Source organism: Grimontia sp. NTOU-MAR1 (assembly GCF_035758505.1).
Lineage (GTDB): Bacteria > Pseudomonadota > Gammaproteobacteria > Enterobacterales > Vibrionaceae > Enterovibrio > Enterovibrio marinus.
In genome coordinates this window covers 141,581-157,833 of record NZ_CP142109.1, presented here as the reverse complement: position 1 = coordinate 157,833, position 16,253 = coordinate 141,581, and the positions used below count along the sequence as shown (strand labels likewise).

The 16,253-nt window shown below is 47.8% G+C and carries 19 protein-coding genes; 8 read left to right on the top strand and 11 right to left on the bottom strand.

The window, feature by feature from the left end; all coding sequences use genetic code 11:
* Nucleotides 1-232: 232 nt before the first annotated feature.
* The 5 genes from VP504_RS18690 (at nt 233) to VP504_RS18670 (ending at nt 4,907) form a co-directional block, all read left to right on the top strand.
* Nucleotides 233-991 (top strand): amino acid ABC transporter substrate-binding protein, encoded by a 759-nt coding sequence (locus VP504_RS18690; RefSeq protein WP_325894932.1) that lies wholly within the window; start codon nt 233-235, stop codon nt 989-991.
* Nucleotides 991-1,665 (top strand): amino acid ABC transporter permease, encoded by a 675-nt coding sequence (locus VP504_RS18685; RefSeq protein WP_046303657.1) that lies wholly within the window; start codon nt 991-993, stop codon nt 1,663-1,665. The genes VP504_RS18690 and VP504_RS18685 overlap by 1 nt, the downstream gene beginning before the upstream one ends.
* On the top strand, nt 1,662-2,393 hold the full coding sequence (locus VP504_RS18680; RefSeq protein ID WP_325894931.1) for an amino acid ABC transporter ATP-binding protein: 732 nt from the start codon (nt 1,662-1,664) through the stop codon (nt 2,391-2,393). Before VP504_RS18685 ends, VP504_RS18680 begins: the two co-directional genes overlap by 4 nt.
* A gap of 504 nt (nt 2,394-2,897) precedes the next feature.
* Entirely contained in the window at nt 2,898-3,446 is a 549-nt protein-coding gene (locus VP504_RS18675; RefSeq protein ID WP_325894930.1) for a glutathione peroxidase, read from the top strand.
* Nucleotides 3,447-3,758: 312 nt separating this feature from the next.
* Nucleotides 3,759-4,907 (top strand): Na/Pi symporter, encoded by a 1,149-nt coding sequence (locus tag VP504_RS18670; protein WP_062707662.1) that lies wholly within the window; start codon nt 3,759-3,761, stop codon nt 4,905-4,907.
* A gap of 54 nt (nt 4,908-4,961) precedes the next feature.
* Here the strand turns inward: VP504_RS18670 and VP504_RS18665 are convergent, their stop codons facing one another.
* From VP504_RS18665 to VP504_RS18645, 5 genes are all read right to left on the bottom strand, one after another.
* Nucleotides 4,962-5,729 (bottom strand): ABC transporter permease, encoded by a 768-nt coding sequence (locus VP504_RS18665; protein WP_325894929.1) that lies wholly within the window; start codon nt 5,727-5,729, stop codon nt 4,962-4,964.
* Complete coding sequence (locus tag VP504_RS18660; protein ID WP_325894928.1) at nt 5,726-6,355, bottom strand: ABC transporter ATP-binding protein; 630 nt, start codon at nt 6,353-6,355, stop codon at nt 5,726-5,728. Before VP504_RS18660 ends, VP504_RS18665 begins: the two co-directional genes overlap by 4 nt.
* Nucleotides 6,352-6,786, bottom strand: coding sequence for an acyl-CoA thioesterase (locus tag VP504_RS18655; protein WP_325894927.1), 435 nt, complete (start codon nt 6,784-6,786; stop codon nt 6,352-6,354). Before VP504_RS18655 ends, VP504_RS18660 begins: the two co-directional genes overlap by 4 nt.
* A gap of 125 nt (nt 6,787-6,911) precedes the next feature.
* Nucleotides 6,912-7,325 carry an alternative ribosome rescue aminoacyl-tRNA hydrolase ArfB gene (arfB, locus tag VP504_RS18650; RefSeq protein WP_325894926.1) on the bottom strand — a complete coding sequence of 138 codons (414 nt, stop codon included), beginning with the start codon at nt 7,323-7,325 and terminating at the stop codon, nt 6,912-6,914.
* A gap of 105 nt (nt 7,326-7,430) precedes the next feature.
* Entirely contained in the window at nt 7,431-8,363 is a 933-nt protein-coding gene (locus VP504_RS18645) for a DMT family transporter (protein WP_325894925.1), read from the bottom strand.
* Nucleotides 8,364-8,603: 240 nt separating this feature from the next.
* Here VP504_RS18645 and VP504_RS18640 point away from each other — a divergent pair, with 240 nt between their 5' ends.
* Complete coding sequence (locus VP504_RS18640) at nt 8,604-9,017, top strand: DUF805 domain-containing protein (protein ID WP_325894924.1); 414 nt, start codon at nt 8,604-8,606, stop codon at nt 9,015-9,017.
* A 177-nt stretch (nt 9,018-9,194) separates the two neighbouring features.
* On the top strand, nt 9,195-9,734 hold the full coding sequence (locus VP504_RS18635) for an NAD(P)-binding domain-containing protein (protein WP_325894923.1): 540 nt from the start codon (nt 9,195-9,197) through the stop codon (nt 9,732-9,734).
* A 189-nt stretch (nt 9,735-9,923) separates the two neighbouring features.
* Here the strand turns inward: VP504_RS18635 and vctC are convergent, their stop codons facing one another.
* From vctC to VP504_RS18615, 4 genes are read right to left on the bottom strand one after another with little or no spacing between them, the layout of a single operon-like run.
* Nucleotides 9,924-10,679, bottom strand: coding sequence for an iron chelate ABC transporter ATP-binding protein VctC (vctC, locus tag VP504_RS18630; protein WP_325894922.1), 756 nt, complete (start codon nt 10,677-10,679; stop codon nt 9,924-9,926).
* A gap of 1 nt (nt 10,680) precedes the next feature.
* Entirely contained in the window at nt 10,681-11,631 is a 951-nt protein-coding gene (locus tag VP504_RS18625) for an iron chelate uptake ABC transporter family permease subunit (RefSeq protein ID WP_325894921.1), read from the bottom strand.
* A complete protein-coding gene (locus VP504_RS18620; RefSeq protein WP_325894920.1) occupies nt 11,624-12,559 on the bottom strand; it encodes an ABC transporter permease in 936 nt (311 codons plus the stop codon). Before VP504_RS18620 ends, VP504_RS18625 begins: the two co-directional genes overlap by 8 nt.
* 29 nt (nt 12,560-12,588) lie before the next feature.
* On the bottom strand, nt 12,589-13,500 hold the full coding sequence (locus VP504_RS18615) for a siderophore ABC transporter substrate-binding protein (RefSeq protein WP_062707692.1): 912 nt from the start codon (nt 13,498-13,500) through the stop codon (nt 12,589-12,591).
* A 465-nt stretch (nt 13,501-13,965) separates the two neighbouring features.
* On the opposite strand from VP504_RS18615, the gene VP504_RS18610 reads away from it, so the two are divergent.
* A complete protein-coding gene (locus tag VP504_RS18610; protein ID WP_062707695.1) occupies nt 13,966-14,349 on the top strand; it encodes a DUF805 domain-containing protein in 384 nt (127 codons plus the stop codon).
* Between the two features lie 10 nt (nt 14,350-14,359).
* On the opposite strand, the gene VP504_RS18605 is transcribed toward VP504_RS18610, so the two are convergent.
* Nucleotides 14,360-15,466: a flavin monoamine oxidase family protein gene (locus tag VP504_RS18605; protein WP_325894919.1), complete on the bottom strand. Its 1,107-nt coding sequence runs from the start codon at nt 15,464-15,466 to the stop codon at nt 14,360-14,362.
* Between the two features lie 15 nt (nt 15,467-15,481).
* Nucleotides 15,482-16,156, bottom strand: coding sequence for an SDR family NAD(P)-dependent oxidoreductase (locus VP504_RS18600; protein WP_325894918.1), 675 nt, complete (start codon nt 16,154-16,156; stop codon nt 15,482-15,484).
* Nucleotides 16,157-16,253: the final 97 nt, after the last annotated feature.

The window sequence follows — 16,253 nt, the reverse complement described above, 5'->3', positions numbered from 1 at the left end:
AAAAATTCGACAATGTGAAGAATACTCGGAGTATAGTTTGCTCAAAAAGTAACCAGTGTGGCGGATGTATCTACAAATGCTCTTATTTGCAGATTATTACATAGAACATTTCGTTATTTATCACAAAAAAATGTATGAGTTACATTTGGCTCGATGAAACGAAACACCTTACGAATAATACGTGAACTCTCCGGAAGGTGTTCAAGGAAAAATAACCATTGGAGTTGTAACCATGCCTTCTATGACAAACATTTTGCTTGCTACCTTCGCACTTGCAGCAAGCTTCACTTCTACCGCTTCGCTTGCCCAAGAAGAAATTAAAGTGGGTATGTCTGGCCGCTACTTCCCATTCACCTTCGTGAAAATGGACAAGCTGCAAGGCTTCGAAATCGATGTATGGAATGAGATCGGCAAGCGTGCGGATTATGACGTTGAATTCGTGACTGCAAACTTCTCAGGCCTTTTCGGCATGCTGGAAGCGGGTCACATCGATACCATCAGTAACCAAATCACCATGACCGACACGCGTAAAGCGAAATACGCTTTCTCTGTGCCTTACGTGGTTGACGGTGCACAGGTTGTTGTGCGTAAAGGCCGCGAAGACATCGTTGGTATTGATGACCTGAAAGGCAAGAAAGTGGCGGTTAACCTCGGTAGTAACTTCGAACAACTGCTGCGCAACTATGACAAGGCTAATGAGATCAACATCATCACTTACGATTCTGGTTTCGAACAAGACGTTGCTTTGGGCCGCACCGATGCGTTTGTGATGGATCGTGTTTCTTCAGCACAGCTGATCAAAAAATCTGGTCTACCGCTGCAACTGGCAGGTGAACCGTTCGAAACTATCCAGAATGCGATGCCATTCCTGAAAACTCCTGAGAAGCTCGTCATCAAAGCTAAAGTGGATCAGGCACTGACTGAAATGAAAGCTGACGGCACCCTCAGCGAGATTTCAGAGAAGTGGTTTGACTCTGACATCACTCAATAATGCAGAGCTTCGATTTTAACTACATGCTGGAGTTGTTCCCGATACTGGTGAAGTATCTGGGAATCACTCTGGAAATGTCACTGATAGGCTTTGCGGTTGCTCTGGTGCTGTCGGTGCTGTTGGCACTGGTAAGAGTATTTAAAGTTAAAGTGCTCGACTCTGTCGTCGCGGTGTACATTTCGTTCTTCCGCGGCACACCGCTGCTGGTTCAGCTCTTTCTACTGTATTACGGATTGCCTCAGGTCTTCCCGATTTTCGTAGGGATGGATGCTTTCACTGCTGCGGTGATTGGTTTGTCACTCCACTTTTCCGCCTACATGGCCGAGAGTATTCGCGGTGCGATTTTGGGGATTGATAAGAATCAAATGGAAGCCAGCCTGAGTGTCGGCATGACTGAACTTCAGGCGATGAAACGCATTATCCTGCCGCAGGCAGCGCGCGTTGCAACCCCTTCATTGATGAACTACTTCATCGACATGATTAAAAGTACTTCTCTGGCGTTCACGCTGGGTGTTGCGGAAATCATGGCGAAGGCACAAATGGAAGCCTCTTCGAGCTTTAAGTTCTTTGAAGCTTTCATGGCGGTGGCATTGATTTACTGGCTGGTGGTGATTTTCTTCACCCGTATTCAAACGGTGATGGAAGTCCGATTGAACAAGGCGTATGCACGATGATTGAAGTGAAAAATTTGAGCAAGCGCTTTGGTGATGTCGAGGTACTGAAGCAAATCGACCTCGACGTCAAACAAGGTGAGATTGTGGTGATCATCGGCCCGTCTGGCACGGGTAAATCAACCTTGCTGCGTTGTCTGAACTATTTGGAAACGCCAAGTGGTGGTGAAATCCAAATAGGTGATGTGCGCGTTAACGCTGGGAAGGTATCGAAGAACGAGATTCACCAGCTTCGTAAACAAAGCAGTTTTGTGTTCCAGAGCTATGCCTTATTCGCCAACAAAACCGCACTGGAAAACGTAGCGGAATCGCTAATCACCGTGTGGAAAGAGCCAAAAGATAAAGCGCTGGGAACTGCACGTAAATTGTTGGTCAGCGTCGGAATGGAAGCGCATTTGGAAAAATACCCTGCACAGCTTTCCGGTGGCCAGCAGCAACGTGTCGGTATTGCCCGTGCTATGGCGTGTAAAGGCGAAGTGATCCTGTTTGATGAACCGACGTCAGCACTCGACCCTGAATGGGTAGAAGAAGTGTTGTCAGTGATGAAAGCACTGGCCAAGCAAAAGCAAACCATGATTGTGGTGACACACGAAATGCAGTTTGCCCGTGAGATTGCTGACAAGGTGATTTTCATGGAGGGTGGCGTGATTGTTGAACAAGGTCCGCCATCCCAGATTTTTGGCCACCCTCAAAACGAACGCACGAAGGCCTTCGTGGCGCGTGCGGCGTAACGAATTCAACTGTTCCCCCTGGTTGATGATGTTCCATTAAAGTAAAGCCCCTTAATCTGGCCGATTAAGGGGCTTTTTATCTGATGCTGTCAGTCAAAGGGGAGGTAACACTGTCCATAAAGCAGCTGATCGACGCTGAGCCTGAGCGCTGTTTTGTTGTGACTATGCATAGAGGGTGTTGTTCTTTGAATTCATCGATAACGACCGACGCCACATCAGCCATTAGTGAAAGAGACTGTTTAAGGGCGATAGATATCCCTAACTTTTGCCTTACTGCATTTTGCATCATCTCGTAGTTTTCCACGGTGATGTTGGAAGCAAAGTTGACCTCTGAATGCGAGTACCTTCAGGTTGCTTGGATATAGTTATCCTTGTGAAAACGAAAGCCTGTCGTATTGATCGGTTTGCGGCTTTTCGGGATATAACCAATCATGTCCGCCGTTATCCGCCACATAAAACGCGGCGAGTTTGGTGACGTTGTTAGTCTGATTAGCTGGAGGGTTTATGAAACTATCAATACAAGTGTTACTTGGTTTTCTCAGTCTCACGGGCACTTCTTTAGCAGAGACTTGCCCGGATATCCTCAATGGCTTTCAGCGCAAGCTCAACTCTACTGAAACGGTGAACCTTTGTGAGGCGTTTAAAGGCAAAACCCTGCTGGTGGTTAATACGGCAAGCCAATGCGGGTATACGCCACAATTCGAGCAATTGGAGGCACTACATCAGAAATACAAAGATGACGGCTTTAGTGTCATTGGTTTTCCTTCCAATGACTTCAATCAGGACAGGGGCAACGAGGAGCGCTCTGCGAAAGTTTGTTATCTCGATTACGGCGTGACCTTCCCAATGATGGCGAGAAGTGCAGTAAAAGGGAGCGGGGCGAATCCTGTGTTTGCGGAAATTAGCAAGCAGGCGGGTGTGGAACCTAGATGGAACTTTTACAAGTACCTGATCAATGCAAAGGGTGAAGTGGTGGCCACATTCCCGAGTTCTGTGGCGCCAGTTTCATCGAAGCTCACCGCACTGGTGGAGTCTCAAATCAACCCAAAATAGACCGGTAGGAAATCCCGCATAATGGGTGTGATGGGCAATAAATCTCTACGATATTTTGTTTAAGTCAAAAGAACGGCTTTTAAAGGTACTCCTGACGATTGTATTGGCATAGAAAATAGTAACAGTTCGAAACATCTTCGTGTCTTGCCATAAACGATTTTTCTGCTACCCATGAAGGAAGTTTCTGCTCGGTCATGTTTTGAACATAAAAAGCGTAAAAAAGTGCCTTAGAAATATGGAATTCATATTTCTGTAATATTTAATTCATAGCATCCACTTCGAACTGAAATCATTACTATCAGGAAGTGAGTTATGAGCATCCAGTCTGATGCGCTACAAGGACCTCAGTCCGCGAATCCAAAACGCGCCATTCAGTGGGCAACGCTAATCGGTATGTTGTACCTTCTGTTGGTTTCTGTCTCTATGATTGGCAGTGGCTTCAAATGGGCTGTAGGTGAGCAGGCAAAAGAGCTTTTCGAGTTTGCCTCTAACCCTGTTGCAGGATTGATGATTGGTATCGTTGGTACCGCTCTCATTCAATCTTCAAGCACAGTCACCGCGATTATCGTTGGCCTGGTTGCAGGCGGATTGCCTGTTGCTATGGCAATTCCGATGGTAATGGGCGCAAACATCGGTACCACGGTAACAAATACCTTGGTGAGTTTGGGTCACGCTCGGTGTAAAGATGAATTCCGTCGCGCATTTGCGTGCGCCACCGTACACGACTTTTTCAACCTGTTTGCGGTAGCGATTTTCCTTCCTCTGGAAATGATGACGGGCTTCCTAGCGAAAATCTCCGCTTGGCTGGTATCCCCTCTGATGCAAGCTGATAACCTTAGCCTGAAAGGCCTGAACTTCATCAAGCCTTTGACTAAGCCGGTTGTGAGCGGTGCTAAGTCAGTCTTCGAAATCTTCCCAGGCTCGTTCGGCGGTGTAGCGCTGGTACTGTTCGGTATTCTTCTGGTTGTTGTGTCTATCACTGTGATGGGCAAACTGATGAAGAAACTGATGGTAGGTAAAGCGCGTGAAGTGCTGAACGGCGCAATTGGCCGTGGTCCAATTCACAGCATCGCGTCTGGTACGCTGGTGACCATTCTGGTTCAGTCTTCTTCTACAACCACAAGCCTTGTCGTTCCGCTGGTGGGCACCAACGTACTGAGCGTGCGTCAGGTTTATCCATTCACGCTGGGCGCGAACATCGGTACCTGTATCACCGCACTGCTGGCAGCAACTGCTGTAACAGGTGGTAACGCGGTATTTGCACTGCAGATTGCACTGGTTCACCTGTCATTCAACGTGCTGGGTATTCTGGTTATCTTCGGTCTTCCATTCCTGCGTGAGTTGCCATTAAAAGCCGCTGAGCTGCTGGCTGACTATGCTGCGAAGACCAAACTGGCTGTTGTTGCCTACTTGGGTGCAGTGTTTGTTGTGCTACCAGGCTTGGTACTGGCAGTGTCATAATCGACAGCCAATTGAATAACGAAAGCCCGACCATTTAGTCGGGCTTTTTGCTTTTTAGCTTAGCCTTCCATAGTTATCAGCCAGCCGGAGGCTGCTCAGTTTTAGCGTGGTGGCGACGGACAGTGTCACTGTGATGAAAATAGCTACCATGATCACCAGTTGATACTTCACTGCCAGCAATGGCTCCGTACCACCCAGAATTTGTCCCGTCATCATCCCCGGTAGGCTTACAATGCCAAGTGTACTCATTGCTGCGAGCGGTGGCCTTAGTGCTGCAGAGAATGCCTCTCTCAGGAAAGGCTGACACGGTGATTTCGCTCCAAGGGCAACATAGTATTGATACTCTGCATGTCGTCGCTTCATGCTTGAGTGTAAGCGTTCAATGGCTAATACATTGGCAGATAGCATATTGCCGAGCAACATACCTGCTACGGGGATCAGATACTGTGCCTGCCACCAAGGTGATGTTTGAATCACACCCACCATCAGAAGCGGCAGAACCAAGCCCAGTGAAACAAGTTGTCCGCATAAAACGGCGGGGAGCATCTTTCGCCAGGGTGTGTCAGCCTGTTTGCAGATAGTCCAGCTTGCGACCAGTATCATCACCAGTAGCCATGCTGTGTTAAGCCAAAAACTGGCGAAATTAAACAGAGTTTGAAGATAAAGACCCACCAACGCGAGTTGCAAGGTCATTCTGATCACAGAGGTAATCAGGCTTTTGCTGAGTCCCAACTGCCAGCGTTGGAAGAGCAGCAGCGGGATGATAAAAACACAGTAAAGGCCAGAGAGCGCCCAAGGACTGATTTCAAGTGCCTCACTCATAATGATGCCCCCATATCAAACTCGATATCTGCCGCTGCAATCCAAATCGGATCGTGGGAGACTGACACCGTAATGATGTCCTTGGTGTTCAAAAGCGATATCAAACAATCTCTGCTGTTGCCGTCAAGCGCTGACGTGGGTTCATCCATCAACCAAATTGGCCTATCTAGAAGAAGGGCGCGAGCAAATGCGAGGCGTTGTTTCTCGCCACCGGAGAGTGAAGTTATCTCGGTATTGAGCGAGTGTTCGAGAGAGAGAGCTTGGAGTACGTTCTGGCATGTTACCGTTTCAGGCTTGGCGAGGCTGGTTGCTTGCATCGACCAAGGCAGCATGAGTACTTCTTCAATAGTTTCACCGCCCATCACCGCTTCTTGTGGCAGGTAGTTAATCTGGTTGCGCCACCAGAGAAGTGATTCAACGGTGACTTTCCCTGTTTCCCACTCAATGCTTCCCTTTGAAGGAGGCAGTAATCCACATATGACTTTTAATAGGCTACTTTTACCACAACCCGAAGGCCCGTGAATCACCAGATGCTCCCCGCGCGCGAGTGAAGCATCCAGCGCTGTCCTGCTCTGGCTTTCATAGCCAGAGCGAAGAGTAGTAATAGTGAGAGAGTCTGCGGTCATTGCCCCCCCACAAACGCTTGCAGGCCTTCCAGAGCGTCAGCTGGAATAGGGCAGCTTTTACCCGTGCTGAAATCGCAGTATACGACGAGGGCCTCTCCTTCAGCTACGCAGCGCTGTTGACTATGGCTGTGGATTTCGTACTTCATGGTGTAGCGTTTTTCCTGAATGTTTTCGACCCATGAAACCGTGGTGATAGTGTCTGGGTAAACCAGCGGTGCGCGGAAGTCGCAGCGCGTTGACGCGACGACAGGGCCGATATTGTGGCTTTTGACGAAGTCGAATACCTTTAGCTCTTCAAGCATGACGACGCGAACATCTTCAAAGTAGCGAAAATAAACGGTGTTATTGATGTGTTGCAGGGCATCCATGTCGTTCCAAACAATCGCCTGCGTTTGTGAGAGCGGGTATTCATTAAAGTCTACATTGGCCACTGTGTGATCCTCCTTTTTTGTTGTGCTTTGATTGCACAACAAGACGCCAGATCAAACAAGGGCAGCGTTCTGAAAGGGCTGAGTAATGTGACATTAGGCCAATGAGCTAGGATCAACCGAAAGGATCAGAATTGCACTTTACCGCGAAGTGATTTGGTCTTACCGCGTTGGGTTTTACTATCCATGCGCTTTCTTTGCGAAGATTTAGTTGGCTTAGTGACACGGCGCGCTTTCTGTACAACAGCCACGCTTTTAACCAGCTCTTGAAGGCGCTGTAGTGCGTCTTCACGATTCTTTTCTTGTGTTCTGAATTGTTGTGCTTTGATCACGATAACGCCTTCTTTGGTTAGGCGGTTGTCTTTCAGTGCCAACAGACGTTCTTTGTAGAACTCAGGAAGCGAAGAGCCGTGGATATCAAACCGTAAATGAACGGCAGAAGATACCTTGTTCACGTTTTGTCCACCGGCGCCTTGGGCTCTGATGTATGAAATATCAATCTCGTCGTCCGGGATTGATACGCTCTGGGATATAACCAACATGGGTTTTGTTGCTCCTTGTTTAACATGAGGCGCAACTATAACCAAACTGGAATGCTGTGCAAACTGGCGTAATAGGAGTCTCATGTTAGAAAAGAGGGGGCTTGGTTATGTAGTATTGTTCGGCGCCACTGGCTTTCGCTTTGCAGAGATATTCGCAATCAAAAGCCCGCAGACGATAAAACCTATTCCTAGCCAGTGATAACTCTCCAAGCGTTCTCCAAGCAGTAGCATAGAAAAAATCAGTCCGAAAACCGGGATCAAATGCATAAACTGCCCTGTGGTTGCTGCGCCCATTCTTTCTAGCGCTGCATTCCAACAAAAGAAGGCAATGCCAGATGCAAAAATGCCGGTATATAGCGAAATAGCGAGGCTTTCTTTGGTGGCAGGCATGGTTTCAAACCACAGCGATTCACCAACATAAAAAGGAAGTAGTATCAGGTTACCCAGAAAGACAGTGTAACCTAACATAGGTAAGCCCTTGAGTGCTTCAGGAAGCTTCTGAACCAATACGGAATAGGTCGCCCAAACCAGAATGGCGAATAGGGCGATAAGTTCGCTGCTTCCAATTGCAAAGTCGCTTATTAACTGACCTTTAGTGATAATGAGCAGCACGCCAATAGCTGATACAGAAATGGCAAAGGCTTGTTTTAACGTGGTGAGCTGGCCAAACAATAGAAACTGCACCAGAAGGATCCACAAAGGTGATGAGGATTGGAGGATCACCACATTCGTGGACAGCGTGTTTTCCAGCGCGATATATACCAGCGTGTTATAACCAGCTACACCAAAAAGCGCCAAGAGCAGCACCAACTGAATGTTAGATTTAAGCAATGGCCATTGTTCCCGCATTGGACGCAGTACAAAAGGAGCCAGAATCAGCGAGGCGACAGTCCAGCGCCAGAAGGCAAGACCTATTGGTGGAATGGATTCATTGACTAATTTTGCCAGCGTAATGTTGCCCGCCCAACTCATGGTGGCGATAACAGAGAGCAAGATGGGGAACCAGGCTATTGAAGAACGTCGATAATGTTTTGCCATGTTCTTGCGGAGAAAAATGCATCTAAGCTTTTCAGTTAGTCAGTTTGTTAACCATTATGCAATAACGCAAGGTCAGCAATGTGTCTTCACTCACTGTGCCTGATTGTTCAATAGGTTGTGATTTTTGATAAAATATATCAAAACGTCCTGAATCCTGCATTTTCAGGTTATTTGGGTATATAAATACTGACTTTTGCCAGCGGAATTTTGTTCCAGCTCACATGTTATTCGGAGAGAACCATGAATTGGTATATCGGCGTTTTAAAACAGTACGCGAACTTTAAAGGCCGCGCGCGCCGCAAGGAATACTGGATGTTTTTGGCGTTCAATATGCTGTTTACTTTTGCTCTGGCACTTGTGGATCAGACAATGGGCACATTTAATCCTGATTTAGGTCTTGGTACTGTGGGAATGGTTTATGCGGCTGCCGTATTCATCCCGACATTGGCAGTAACTGTTCGCCGACTGCATGACACAGATCGTGTCGGTTGGTGGGCGTTGATCGGCATTTTACCATTTGGTGTGATTGCCTTATTGGTGCTCAACGCATTTGACGGCACTAAAGGCAGTAATCGCTTCGGCCCTGACCCGAAATCGGACGAGCAATCGGACGAGCGCACTGACACGACAAAGACAGGTACTTTTAGCGGTTAATCCCGTTTAAAACGCCTGCATTTAGTAGGCGTTTTGCTTTTCTCTCTCTTCTCAGCTCTCTCGCAACATTTATATCATGTCGCAAACGGCACAGCTCATGTACGTGATGCCGCAAATCACCCAGTCTATTCTGGTTTCTGCTATTGATTACCAATCACCGATATGAAGGAGCCATTCATGGACATTGGCTTTATCGGGTTGGGCAAATTGGGGGAGCCCATTGCCCGGCGAGTTTTGACCTGGTGTCAAACACACGGCTGCCGCTTGTATGTGTTTGATGCAACTAAGAGGGAGGCGATGGAACGACTAAAAGTCTTGGGTGCGCGGGAAGGAGTTAGTGCTGCTGCAATTGCTGAGCGATGTACCATTCTGTTTAGCCTGCTTCCGGGACCAGAAGACGTGATCGCTTTAGGGATGGGAGAAAATGGGATTCTCCGTAATGCTGAAGGATTGGATATCTGGTTTGAGCTGAGTCCCTTCCAGAATATGCGGTGGGACTCACTTCGAGAGCAGGCGCCACCGGATTTGGTTTTGGTGGACGCGCCGATCAGCGGGGGTGTTTCTTTGGCACAAGCAGGAAACCTCAGTATGGCATTGGAAGGTGCTCAGCCAATCCTTCAGCGTTATCAGGATTTGCTCAGTACCTTTGTAGCGAACTGCAAAGTGACAGAGTTGACAGAAGCTCCTCCTTCATTTTTTCGATTAGCAGATGGTTGAATCTTGCTCTATTTCCGTGGAATTTAACGAAGAAATTGGCGCATTGAGGGCCCCCTCCGAGCGAGTTGACTGACGCCGTGCACTATGTTGTTCCTTTTTGATGGAGATGACTACACCTACAAAGGAACGTCTCGATCACAACGCCAGTCAAGCTCGCCGAATCCCGCATCTTCAAGTTGCTTGGGAATATCAATAGTACAAACACATCCGCTTGCCGTTGGCCTCGACAATGGTGAAAGGCGTGTCGTAGATATTTTCGAGCACGGATTCCTGAATGACTTCATTCACTGTCGCGTTAGTAGCAATTTTTCCTTGCTTCATGGCGATGATGTGGTCAGCGTAACAGGCTGCGAAATTGATATCATGAATCACAATGACTAAAGCCTTTCCCATTTCGTGCGCCAAACGCTGGGTAGTACGCATAATGCTTAAAGAGTGGCGGATATCCAGGTTATTTAAAGGTTCGTCAAGGAACACATAGTCTGTGTCTTGCGCGATGACCATGGCAATAAACGCCAACTGCCTTTGACCTCCGCTTAGCTCATCAAGATAACGGTTTTCCAATGACTTCAAATCCAGATAATCAATGGCTTTATCGATGACTTTATTGTCTTCGCTGGTCAGGTTTCCCTTTGAGTAGGGAAAGCGACCGAACGAGACTAGTTCGCGCACGGTAAAGCGCATAGTGATTGAGTTCGCCTGACGAAGCACGGCAAGACGCTTTGCCAGTTCACCTGTATCCCATTCGGCGATGGCTTTGCCATCTATCACTACATGGCCACCATCTGGCGTAACGAGGCGGCTTGCCATAGAAAGCAGGGTGCTTTTTCCCGCGCCATTTGGACCTATGATGGCGGTCACTTTACCCTTCTCAAATTCGCCGCAGGCTTCATCTACGACGCGTTGTTTACCAAAAGCTTTGGTCAGGTTTTTTAAGGTGATCATGTTAAACAACTCGGTTCTTCAGCAGCATCCAGAGGAAGTAGAGTCCTCCAGCGAAATTCACGACAACACTTAGCGTGGTATCAAACTTAAACAGGTTTTCTACCACCCATTGGCCGACCAACAAGGTGCAAATGGACATCAACGAACATCCCACCAGTAAAACGCGGTGCTCATAGGAGCGGAACAGTTCTCGGGTCAGGTTCGTGACCAAAAGGCCAAAGAACATAACAGGACCAATCAATGCGGTCGACATGGCGATGAGGACAGCGGAGAGAATCAGCGCTTTACGTGTGGTTTTCTGCACATCAACACCCAGACTGATGGCGTTGTCCTTATCCAGCCAGAATACATCTAATGTCCTGTGCATGCGGTAGAGCAGGAAGCTGGCTATCAGCAAAAGTGGCAAGCACAAATACACCAACTCAATCTTGATGTTGTTAAAGCTTGCAAACATCTTGCTTTGCACCACCAGAAACTCGTTCGGGTCCATCAGCATGGTGAAAAACGAGGCGGTGCTTGAAAATACCTGCCCGAGGATCAGGCCAATCAAGAGCAACACAATCAGGTTGCGGCCTTCCTTGCCAAAGTAGAAGCCAAACAACAGCAACGAGAACCCCACCATCACGGTCACGGCAATCGCGAAGTTAATGTAGGTGTTGATCAGGAAAAAGCTGAAGCCACCAAACACAGCAACCAGCAGTGTCTGTGTCAGCACATACAGGGAATCAAACCCCATGATGCTTGGTGTGAGAATGCGGTTATGGGTGATGGTCTGGAATACCAACGACGACTGGGCAACCGCAATGCCGGCCAGCACCATTGCGAGCACTTTCGGGACACGACGAGACAGGAAATACCCATAGTTCGTGGCCGTGAGTCCAATGCAGATAAACAGGGCGGCAAAGAAAAGGGCTGTCATAGCCATTGCCCACATTTTCTTTGTATCAGACATTTTTTGGCCCTTTGGTGATGAGATAAATAAAGGCCAATCCACCCAAAATACTCACCAGCATTGAAACCGGTATTTCGTACGGGAAGATGATTAAGCGACTGACAATGTCGCAGGCAAGCACCAAAAGCGCTCCGACAATCGCCACGCGGGAAATGTTCTTGCGAAGGTTGTCGCCATAGAAAATGCTGACAAGGTTAGGCACAAGCAAACCGATAAAGGGTAGGGCACCCACAATCATCACGACACTCGCCGAAAGAATCGAAACCAGCATTACGCCAATCACTAACACCTGTCTGTAACTCAGTCCAAGACCCACCGCAAAATCACGTCCCATGCCGACAGCAGAAATCCGGGCGGCGTAGGCATAGGTGAAGGCTGCAATCGGCAGGGCGATATAGAGAAGCTCGTAATCACCTTTCAAAATGCTGGCAAAGTTGGCGACTGTCCAGCTGCTTAGCATTTGCAAGGCATCATATTTGTACGCGAGGAACGTGGCGCAGGAGCTGATAATACTGCCGTAGATAATGCCAATCAGCGGTACAAATACAGCATTCCGGAATTGGATGCGTTGGATTAGGGTAACAAACAGCAGGGTGCCGAAAATGGATATAGAAAAGATCAGCCAGAGTTGATTACCGTTGCCGAAAAACACAAGGCTCAGCATATAGCCGAGCATGGCACATTCAATGGTGCCTGTAGTGGAAGGCGCAGCAAACCGGTTTTGGCTGATCTGCTGCATCACCAACCCTGCAATGCTCAAGCCTGCACCGGCGAGCACGATGGACAGCAGACGGGGAAGGCGACTGGTGAAGAGAAGTTCGAGCGCTTGGCTGTCTCCTGCCAACAAAAGGGCAGGAGACAACTCGCTGACACCGACAAATAGGGATGCCAGACTCAGCAAGCCCAAAAGAAACAACAACTTTAACAAGGTATACCTCAGTTTCTTAGGGCTGTCGCTTATAGATCAACGCTGTTTTTGATGTCTGAAATCATTTGTTCGGTCGCAGTGATGCCAGACATAGACAGGTACCAAGCATTCAAATCGAGATAGGTCATCTTGTTGTTCTTGTAAGCTTGGGTTGCTTTGATGAGATCGTTATCAAACTGTTCGCGGGTTTCGCTTTCTGCAGGATTTATCAGGGTATCGCGATCAATCACCAACAGGGTCTTTGGATCAGATTTACGGATGAACTCAAACGAAATCATATCGCCGTGGTTGGAGGCTTTGATGCCTTTCACAGACTCATTAAAACCAAAGTCCGTATAAATTGCAGAGAAGCGGGAGTCTGCGCCGAAAGAAGACAGTTTCCCGCCTGCGCTCATGATAGTCAGCGCATCTACGCCGTTGGTTTGGTTGTAATCACTGATGGCTTTGAATTCTTTGTCCATGGCTGCGATTTTTTGTTCAACCAACTCTTCTTTGCCAAACACTTTACCCAAGTTTCGCCATTGCTCTTGAGTCGCGTCCCAATAGCCTCTCGAAGTATCTGCGGCAAATACAACGGTGGGCGCAATTTTTGATAGCTCGTCGAAGCTTGGTGAACTGCGTGGGCCGACAATGATGATGTCTGGGTTCTGGTTGTAGATTTCTTCGAAGTTTGGCTCGAACAGGCTACCGACGTTGGCATACTTATCGTCTTTGAACTTTTCCAGATATGTAGGAACCTGTGGCAATGTCTTTGAAACGGCGACAGGGTCGATACCCAGCGCATTCACTGCGTCTAGAGACCCGAGACCAATCACGACAACACGCTCAGGTACACCGCGAACCTCGGTTTTTCCCATGCGATGTTCTATAACAACTGAGTCTGCAGCCACGGCGGAGGTGGTGGCTAATGAAAGCAGTGCTATCTGGATGAAAGTTTTCATTTACTTCTCCTTTTCATAAATGAAAATGGTTATCAAAATCGTTCGCAATATACATTTGAGCTTCTACTTATTCAACTGGATATCGCTAAAAGGCATGTTATTGAGGATCCTGATAGGGAAAAGTTGCGATGGTGATGGGTATTTAGAAGTACGGTTATGCGTGTATGGCGGCCTTGGCATTAGCCTCGGTCAGCATGGTCTCAGTAAAATTTGTGACTTTTTAGGCCTGAGAAATACGCCTCAAAAGTGACAATCTTTACGTAAATAAGGTCTGGAACAATATTTTTGTGTAGTGAGTTCATCTACCAAGGAAAAGGTTTTGATAGGTTAAACCAGCGTTTAAAAAGCAATACCCAAGCCACCTGCAGTTGGCCTCAATATCTCTGAGTTTCAGGTTGTTTAGGTATAGTCATGGCTGTACAACAAAAATTCGAATAAGCCTATAAGAAGTAAGGATATACTCGAATGAAATGGCTGTTTGCCGCGTTTTGGAATTACGCGAAGTTTTCAGGCAGGGCTAGACGACGGGAGTTTTGGGGATTTTTCCTCATTCAAAATATAGTATTGGCTCTCTGCGTTGGGATTGATGTTGCTGAGGTTGGAGTGCATGAGTTCCAGATAACCGACTTTTACGCTGCTCCACTCTGGTTTGCTATTACCTTGATCCCATTGATTACTGTGACGGTTAGACGCCTTCACGACATCAATAAGTCAGGCTGGTGGTGGTTAGTCATCGTTGTACCCGTTGTAGGGCCACTGGTGTTTCTAGTGTTTACTTTGTTACGTGGCACCAAAGGAAGCAACCGCTATGGTTGCGACCCTATCGGCATTTTTAGCAGCGGAATCTAATGGAATCCCTTCAGGAAAACTGGAGGGATTTTGTCATTAGTGCTTCAACCGCCTTGTTGGCAGCGTCTAGCGCGCCTTCCAGATACCCGCCATACGCGCGGGAGGCCTCTGTCCCAGCAAAGAAAATGTTTGGGTGATTCTCATCTTGTTGGGTAAAGCCATACAATCCATGCATCACTGCCATGTCATCATTCGTTGCTGTATAAGGCTCTTGAAACCAATCGACGTACTGAACCGAAATCGGTTTTTCAGCTTCAGGTCCAAACAACCTGACGAGTTGCTGTTGAACGAGTTTTTTCAACGTTTCGTCGCCCGCCGTTTTTCTTGCTGCTCCGTTAATACCCATAAATCCCATGATGGCACCATAGGTGGCTTCACCATTCATTTCTGGTGAGGCGTCGTGAATTTCCACCAGTGGCCCTACGTTGCTAGATGCCGACCCTGAAAAGCCGTTATCGCGCCAAAAAGGTTTATCATAAATAAACACTGCTTTGGCATGCGCAGCCATCCAAGTCTCCGTGCCATCAAAAGTATTGCTCAGGGCTGGGCTCAATGGTGGGTTAATGCTCACCGTGCGTGTAATCAGTCTCAGTGGCATCGCAAAAATGATATTTTGCGCCTGTATTGTCTTGGCCTCACCCCCTTGCTCATAACGCAGGGTGTAATCGCCATTGTCTAGCGAGATCTGACTTAGTTTGCTACCAGTGATGCGTTTGTCACTAGGGATTTTTTCTAATAGGCCATCAATCATCGCTTGCATGCCGCCTTCGAGGCGGTATGTATCCGGCATAATGTCATAGCCGACATTGATCGCTTGCGGCGGCGCGCCGCGGGCTTTTTCGACGAGATAATGCCCATCGCCGTGTTGCTTATAGCTCGAAATCTCCAGCTCTTTAGCTAACGCAGAAATTTTGGGATTGATGTTAGGCCAAAACCACGATGGGCCTAGATCAACTCTGGCAGCTTGTGTATCTGGTGAGGCTGAAACAATACGCCCACCAAAACGATCCCGTGCTTCCAGCACTAAGTAGTCCTGATGCTGCTGCTCGAGTAAGTAGGCCGCGTAAAGTCCGCTTAATCCGCCACCGATAATCACAGTTTGGGGATGTCTATTCATGATCTGCCTCCCTGATTAAAATGTTTCGCTATAAGGGCGAATATCTATTTCCTGCGTCCAAGCGCTAGCAGGTTGCTTGGCCAGGTTAAGATAGACACCTGCCGCATCGTTAGGCTCGATAGCGGTCTCGCGTCTAAGAGCAGGGAAGCGCTCACGACTTTTGGGAGACCACAAAATACCATCAATAACAACATGTGAAACATGAATGCGTTGTGCTTGGAATTCTCTGGCGAGGGATTGGGTCAGCCCTCGCAGTGCAAATTTTGCAGATGAAAATGCGCTGAAGTTCTTACTTCCGCGGATTCCAGCTGTTGCTCCCGTGACCAATAGCGTCCCACCACCTTGTTTAATCATCATCGGAATAGCCGCCTGAGCGATGTTGAAAAGGCTCATCACCGAGGTTCGCCAAGTTTCCTCAAAACGCGTCGCCGTTGTTGAGAAGAAGCGCTCGATAGTCAACATGGCAGTATTGCAAATCACAACTTCCGGGGTGCCATAGAGTGCATCGATCTGTGCAAATGCACGGTTGATTTCATTTGCATCTGTTGTATCTGCGATGATCATGCCTTCTGAACGACTGATGGTGACAACTTGGAAACCATCGTTTTCGAAAGTGTGTTTAATCGCTTCACCCAGCCCGTCACCATAACCAGCGATCACTGCTATCGGTTTTCCTTTTGATGTTGTCATTGCGTTCTCCATCAATACAGCTTTAATGTATTAAATGCTAACGTAATGCTGGCGTTGAGCGAGGCAGTATTGGTAAGTCAGTGGCGTAGTATTTCTT